This window comes from Pseudomonas sp. xss_2 (genome assembly GCF_043104195.1).
In the GTDB taxonomy this organism is placed as follows: Bacteria; Pseudomonadota; Gammaproteobacteria; order Pseudomonadales; family Pseudomonadaceae; genus Aquipseudomonas; species Aquipseudomonas urmiensis.
Genome location: NZ_JBICKL010000068.1, coordinates 1 through 6,643, shown reverse-complemented (window position 1 = coordinate 6,643; position 6,643 = coordinate 1). Strand labels below are relative to the sequence as shown.

Genomic DNA, 6,643 nt, shown 5'->3' with positions numbered 1-6,643 from the left:
CTCGGCCTTGAGGCTCTTCACGCCTTCAGCAGTCCCCAGCAACAGCAAATCCGCCGGACGCGCCGCGAACAGGCCATTGGTCACCACGCCCACGATCGCATTGATCTGGCTTTCCAGCTCAACCGGGTTGGTGATCTGCAGGTTATACACATCCAGGATCACGTTACCGTTGTCGGTTACCACACCCTCGCGGTACACCGGATCCCCACCGAGTTTGACCAACTGACGGGCGACATGGCTGCGCGCCATCGGGATCACCTCGACTGGCAGCGGGAAGGCGCCGAGCACCGGCACCAGCTTGCTGCCGTCAGCGATGCAGATGAAGGTCTTGGCCACGGCCGCAACGATCTTCTCGCGGGTCAGGGCCGCGCCACCGCCCTTGATCAGGTTCAGGTGCGCGTCGCTCTCGTCGGCGCCATCGACGTAGAACTCCAGTTCGCTGACCGTGTTCAGCTCGTACACCGGAATGCCATGGCCCTTCAGGCGCTGGGCAGTGGCTTCGGAGCTGGCGACCGCGCCGTCAAACGCCGTCTTGTGCTGAGCCAGGGCGTCGATGAAGAAGTTGGCGGTCGAACCGGTGCCGACGCCGACAACGCTTTTATCATCCAGCTTGGGCAGAATGAAATCGACAGCGGCCTGGGCGACGGCCTGTTTGAGTTGGTCCTGGGTCATGCGGGCTCCGAGTGGGGCTGGGGAGTTTCGAGAGGCGCATAGTATAGCGGCAAGCGCCGGCAAAACCTCGGCTTTGCTGTGGTCCGCCGACGTAGCGCTGGGGTAGACTCGCAGGCCTTGTCCCGCGGCCCAGTGATGCTTTCCCGATGCTCGAACAGTACGTCAAGAAGATCCTCACCTCGCGCGTCTACGACGTCGCCGTCGAAACCCCGCTGCACAGCGCCAGCCAGCTGAGCAAACGCCTTGGCAACCAGGTCCTGCTCAAGCGCGAAGACCTGCAGCCGGTGTTCTCGTTCAAGATCCGCGGGGCGTACAACAAGCTGGCCCAGCTGAGCCCGGAAGAACTGGCCCGTGGCGTGGTCACTGCTTCGGCCGGCAACCATGCCCAGGGCGTTGCCCTGGCGGCCCGCGAGCTGGGCATCAAGGCCACCATCGTGATGCCCAAGACCACCCCCGAGATCAAGATCGAAGGGGTGCGCTCGCGCGGCGGCAAGGTCGTGCTGCATGGCGACTCGTTCCCCGAGGCACTGGCCTATTCGTTGAAGTTGGTCGAGGAAAAAGGCTTCGTCTACATCCACCCCTACGATGACCCGCACACCATCGCCGGGCAGGGCACCGTGGCCATGGAAATCCTGCGTCAGCACCCAGGCCGGCTGGACGCGATCTTCGTCCCGGTCGGCGGCGGTGGGCTGATCGCCGGTATCGCTGCCTACGTCAAATACCTGCGCCCGGAAATCAAGGTAATCGGCGTCGAGCCAGATGATTCCAACTGCCTGCAAGCGGCTATGGCCGCTGGTGAACGGGTGGTCCTGCCGCAAGTCGGGCTGTTCGCCGATGGCGTGGCAGTGGCGCAGATCGGCCAGCATACCTTTGATATCTGCAAGCTCCACGTCGATGAAGTGGTCACCGTTAGCACTGACGAGATCTGTGCGGCAATCAAAGATATCTACGACGATACCCGCTCGATCACCGAACCTGCTGGCGCCTTGGGCGTTGCTGGGATCAAGAAGTACGTTGAGATGACCGGCGTGACCGGGCATACCCTGGTGGCTATCGACTCGGGCGCCAACGTCAACTTCGACCGCCTGCGCCACGTCGCTGAGCGCGCCGAGTTGGGCGAAAAGCGCGAAGCGATCATCGCCGTGACCATCCCAGAACGTCCAGGCAGCTTCAAGGCCTTCTGCGAAGCCATCGGCAAACGCCAGATCACTGAGTTCAACTACCGCAAGCACACCTCGGACGAGGCGCATATCTTCGTCGGCGTGCAGACCCATCCGGAGAACGACCCTCGGGCTATGTTGGTTCAGCAGTTGATCGAGCAAGGCTTCCCGGTTACCGACCTGACCGACAACGAACTGGCCAAATTGCACATTCGCCACATGGTCGGTGGGCATTCGGCGGGCGCCAGTGATGAGATCGTGCTGCGCTTCGAGTTTCCCGAGCGGCCGGGGGCATTGTTCAACTTCCTCAACAAGCTCGGTGGGCGCTGGAATATCTCGATGTTCCATTACCGCAACCATGGCGCTGCCGATGGCCGGGTGGTGGCGGGGCTGCAAGTGCCGGAAGACGAGCGTCACCTGGTGCCAGCGGCATTGGCCAAGATTGGCTATCCGTATTGGGATGAGACCGAGAACCCGGCTTACCGGTTGTTTTTGGGCTAAAGGGCTAAGCTAGGCTTCAAAGGCCTCATCGCGGGGCAAGCCCGCTCCCACGCCAAGCCTGTTTAACGGGAGCGCTATCGTGGGAGCGGGCTTGCCCCGCGATGAGGCCCGCAAGCCCAACCAAGGACTCGAAAATGGAATACCTGACTACCCTCAAGGCCGCCCACATCATCGCCACCGTGCTGCTGCTCGCCAGCGCCCTGGGCCTGGCGATCTGGACTTGGCGTGCGCGTCGGCGCGGTGACGCCACGGTCTACAGCCAACTGCTGCGCCGCCCGCTGCTGTTCGTCTGGCTATTGATGGGCGTGTGCCTGCTGAGCATGCCGTTTACCGGCTGGTGGCTGGTGCACCTGATCGGTTGGCCGCTGGGGCAGACCTGGGTGTTGGCCTCCAGCGTCCTCTATACCTTTGGCGCGTTCAGTGCCTGGTGGTTGCTGGTGCGGCTGAACCGGCTGCGTCGGGCTGAGCCTACTGGGCTGCGCTTTACCCTGGCGTTGGCGGTGTTCAGTGGTGTGTGTTTTTTGTCCATCGCGGGGCTGATGGGCGCCAAGCCGGTCTGAGGGTGTAGCCGATCGCGGGGCAAGCCCTCTCCCACGCAACCAGCGTAGCAGTGGGCTTGCCCCGCGATAGCTGTGATCAATCGCGCAGGGAAATAACCTGCCAGCCACGCTGCTGGGCATGGGCGCGCAGCTTTGGGTCTGGGTCTACCGCCACTGCATGCGTCACCTGCTCCAGTAGCGGCACATCGTTGATCGAGTCGCTATAGAAGTAGCTGCCCTCCAGGTCATAGCCGTTCTCCAGCATCCAGCGCTTGAGTCGCGTCACTTTGCCTTCACGAAAGCACGGTATATCGGTACTACGCCCGGTGTAGCGCTCGCCCTCGCGTTCGCACTCGGTGGCCAGCAGGGTGCGCACACCCAGGCGCCGGGCAATGGGGGCGGTCACGAAGCGGTTGGTCGCGGTGATGATGACCAGTTTGTCGCCCGCCTCGCGGTGCTGGCGCAGCAGGGCCAGGGCCTTGGGCAGGATGATCGGCTCGATGCAGTCGCGCATGAATTCGCGGTGCCATTGATCGAGCTGGGTCGGTTCGGTGGCGGCGAAGATTTCCATCGAGAAGGCCAGGTAGGCCTGCAGGTCCAGGGTGCCGTTGAGGTAATCCTGGTAGAACGCATCGTTGCGCTGCTTATAGGCGACAGGGTCAAGAATGCCCCGTTCGCACAGGTAGTCACCCCAGGCGTGATCGCTGTCGCCGCCGAGGAGGGTATTGTCCAGGTCGAATAAAGCCAGGCGCATCAAGGTCACTCGCTTAAGGCACAGGGTGGCCCCGCAGAATACGGAGTTTTCACCTCGCTGCACATAAGCGTGGCGGGCGCGTTGCTGCGCTTGTGAGCTTTGTGGAACAATGCGGTGACATGCGTTTGCGAGGTTGCTGCCGTGATCGACCCGGATGGTTTTCGCCCTAATGTCGGCATCATTCTGACCAATGATGCCGGGCAGGTGCTATGGGCTCGGCGGATCAACCAGGATGCCTGGCAGTTTCCCCAGGGGGGCATCAACCCCGACGAGACGCCAGAGGACGCCCTGTACCGCGAGCTGAATGAAGAAGTCGGCCTTGAGCGCGACGATGTGGAAATTCTTGCCTGCACCCGTGGCTGGTTGCGTTATCGTTTACCCCAGCGTCTGGTGCGGACCCACAGCCAGCCGTTGTGCATTGGCCAGAAACAGAAATGGTTCCTGCTGCGCCTGGTCACCAATGAGCAGCGGGTACGGATGGACCTGACCGGTAAACCGGAATTCGACGGCTGGCGCTGGGTCAGCTATTGGTATCCGCTGGGCCAGGTGGTGACATTCAAGCGCGAGGTCTACCGTCGCGCCCTGAAAGAGCTAGCACCGCGCCTGCTGACGCGCGACTGACGACGGAGTTCGACCCCGAGCCATGCTCAATACGCTGCGCAAGATCGTCCAGGAAGTGAACTCCGCCAAAGATCTCAAGACGGCGTTGGGGATCATTGTCTTGCGCGTCAAGGAGGCCATGGGCAGCCAGGTCTGCTCGGTCTACCTGCTCGACCCGGAAAGCAACCGCTTCGTGCTGATGGCCACCGAGGGTCTGAACAAGCGCTCGATCGGCAAGGTCAGCATGGCGCCCAACGAGGGTCTGGTCGGCCTGGTCGGTACCCGCGAAGAGCCGCTGAACCTGGAAAACGCCGCCGATCACCCGCGTTACCGGTACTTTGCCGAAACCGGCGAAGAGCGCTTCGCCTCCTTCCTCGGCGCACCGATCATCCACCACCGGCGAGTGGTCGGGGTATTGGTCATCCAGCAGAAAGAGCGCCGCCAGTTCGATGAAGGTGAAGAAGCGTTTCTAGTCACCATGAGCGCTCAGCTCGCCGGGGTCATCGCCCATGCCGAGGCGACCGGCTCGATTCGTGGCCTGGGCCGCCAGGGCAAGGGCATCCAGGAGGCACGCTTCGTCGGCGTGCCGGGTTCGCCCGGCGCTGCGGTCGGCCGCGCCGTGGTCATGTTGCCGCCGGCCGACCTGGAAGTGGTGCCCGACAAAACCGTCGATGACATCGACGCCGAATTGAAACTGTTCAACAACGCCCTGGAAGGCGTGCGCGCCGATATGCGCAAGCTGTCGGCCAAGCTCGCCACCCAGCTGCGCCCGGAAGAGCGGGCGTTGTTCGACGTGTACCTGATGATGCTCGAAGACGCCGCCCTGGGTGGCGAAGTGGTCGAAGTCATCAAGACTGGCCAATGGGCCCAGGGCGCCCTGCGCCAAGTGGTGGGCGAGCACGTCAATCGCTTCGAACTGATGGACGACGACTACCTGCGTGAGCGCGCCTCGGACGTCAAAGACCTCGGCCGGCGCCTGCTGGCCTACCTGCAAGAGGCCCGCTCGCAGTCTCTGGTGTACGCCGAAAACACCATCCTGGTCAGCGAAGAGCTGACCCCGGCGATGCTCGGCGAAGTGCCGGAAGGCAAGCTGGCGGGCCTGGTGTCCGTACTGGGTTCGGGTAACTCGCACGTGGCGATTCTGGCCCGGGCGATGGGTATCCCGACGGTCATGGGCCTGGTCGACCTGCCGTATTCGAAGGTCGACGGCATCGAGATGATCGTCGACGGCTACAAGGGGGAGGTGTTCACCAACCCCAGCGACGTGCTGCGCAAGCAGTACAGCGACGTCGTCGAGGAGGAGCGCCAGCTGGCCCAGGGCCTGGACGCGCTGCGCGAGCTGCCTTGCGTGACCCCGGACGGCCATCGCATGCCGCTGTGGGTCAACACTGGCTTGCTCGCCGATGTCGCCCGCGCCCAGCAGCGCGGCGCCGAAGGCGTCGGCCTGTACCGCACCGAAGTGCCGTTCATGATCAACCAGCGCTTCCCCAGCGAGAAAGAACAGCTAGCGATCTACCGCGAACAACTGGCGGCGTTCCATCCGCTGCCGGTGACCATGCGTACCCTGGATATCGGCGGCGACAAATCGCTGTCGTATTTCCCGATCAAGGAAGAAAACCCCTTCCTCGGTTGGCGCGGTATCCGCGTGACGCTGGACCACCCGGAAATCTTCCTGGTGCAGACCCGCGCCATGCTCAAGGCCAGCGAAGGCCTGAACAACCTGCGCATCCTGCTGCCGATGATTTCCGGCATTCATGAGCTGGAAGAGGCGCTGCACCTGATCCACCGGGCCTGGGGCGAGGTGCGCGACGAGGGCACCGACGTGCCGATGCCACCGGTGGGGGTGATGGTCGAGATTCCGGCTGCGGTGTACCAGACCAAGGAGCTGGCGCGGCAGGTGGATTTCCTCTCCGTGGGCTCGAACGACCTGACCCAGTACCTGCTGGCGGTCGACCGCAACAACCCGCGGGTTGCCGATTTGTATGACTACCTGCACCCAGCGGTGTTGCAGGCGGTGCAGACCGTGGTCCGCGATGCCCATGCCGAAGGCAAGCCGGTGAGTATCTGCGGCGAGATGGCCGGTGATCCGGCGGCGGCGATCCTGCTGATGGCGATGGGCTTCGACAGCCTGTCGATGAACGCCACCAACCTGCCGAAGGTGAAGTGGATGCTGCGCCAGGTCAACATGAGCAAGGCCAAGGAATTGCTCGCCGATGCCATGAGCCATGACAACCCGCAAGTTATCCACAGCTCGCTGCAGCTGGCGCTGAAGAACCTGGGGTTGGCGCGGATGATCGGGCCTGGGGCGAACAAGACCCTCTGAATCAGCCTGGAAAGACATCGACTCGTGATCGACTCGTGGGAGCGGGCTTGCCCCGCGATAGCTCAAAGTGGGTTCAACGACGCTATCGCGGGGC

6 protein-coding genes are annotated in these 6,643 nt (G+C 63.1%); 4 read left to right on the top strand and 2 right to left on the bottom strand.

The annotated features are described in order from the left end of the window. A partial coding sequence (gene rpiA / locus ACF8K2_RS17070) for a ribose-5-phosphate isomerase RpiA (protein ID WP_186555897.1) occupies positions 1 to 672 on the bottom strand: 672 nt, incomplete at its 3' end. A gap of 146 nt (positions 673 to 818) precedes the next feature. Between rpiA and ilvA the strand changes: the two genes are divergently transcribed. Together ilvA and ACF8K2_RS17060 are read left to right on the top strand one after the other, a co-directional pair. Then, on the top strand, positions 819 to 2,333 hold the full coding sequence (ilvA, locus tag ACF8K2_RS17065; RefSeq protein ID WP_392466263.1) for a threonine ammonia-lyase, biosynthetic: 1,515 nt from the start codon (positions 819 to 821) through the stop codon (positions 2,331 to 2,333). A gap of 134 nt (positions 2,334 to 2,467) precedes the next feature. Beyond that, positions 2,468 to 2,893, top strand: a complete 426-nt coding sequence (locus tag ACF8K2_RS17060) for a DUF2269 family protein (RefSeq protein WP_392466261.1) — start codon at positions 2,468 to 2,470, stop codon at positions 2,891 to 2,893. 76 nt (positions 2,894 to 2,969) lie between these two features. On the opposite strand, the gene ACF8K2_RS17055 is transcribed toward ACF8K2_RS17060, so the two are convergent. Then, a complete protein-coding gene (locus tag ACF8K2_RS17055; protein ID WP_392466259.1) occupies positions 2,970 to 3,626 on the bottom strand; it encodes an HAD family hydrolase in 657 nt (218 codons plus the stop codon). A 141-nt stretch (positions 3,627 to 3,767) separates the two neighbouring features. On the opposite strand from ACF8K2_RS17055, the gene ACF8K2_RS17050 reads away from it, so the two are divergent. Both ACF8K2_RS17050 and ptsP read left to right on the top strand, forming a co-directional pair. Then, positions 3,768 to 4,247, top strand: a complete 480-nt coding sequence (locus tag ACF8K2_RS17050; RefSeq protein WP_186555901.1) for an RNA pyrophosphohydrolase — start codon at positions 3,768 to 3,770, stop codon at positions 4,245 to 4,247. Positions 4,248 to 4,269: 22 nt separating this feature from the next. Beyond that, positions 4,270 to 6,549, top strand: coding sequence for a phosphoenolpyruvate--protein phosphotransferase (gene ptsP / locus ACF8K2_RS17045; protein WP_392466255.1), 2,280 nt, complete (start codon positions 4,270 to 4,272; stop codon positions 6,547 to 6,549). The last annotated feature ends 94 nt before the right edge of the window (positions 6,550 to 6,643 follow it).

What these genes read in the sequence shown, in the direction of transcription:
- ACF8K2_RS17055 (WP_392466259.1), bottom strand. Translation starts at nt 3,626, where the DNA reads ATGCGCCTGGCTTTATTCGACCTGGACAATACCCTCCTCGGCGGCGAC.
- ilvA (WP_392466263.1), top strand. Translation starts at nt 819, where the DNA reads ATGCTCGAACAGTACGTCAAGAAGATCCTCACCTCGCGCGTCTACGAC.
- ptsP (WP_392466255.1), top strand. Translation starts at nt 4,270, where the DNA reads ATGCTCAATACGCTGCGCAAGATCGTCCAGGAAGTGAACTCCGCCAAA.
- ACF8K2_RS17060 (WP_392466261.1), top strand. Translation starts at nt 2,468, where the DNA reads ATGGAATACCTGACTACCCTCAAGGCCGCCCACATCATCGCCACCGTG.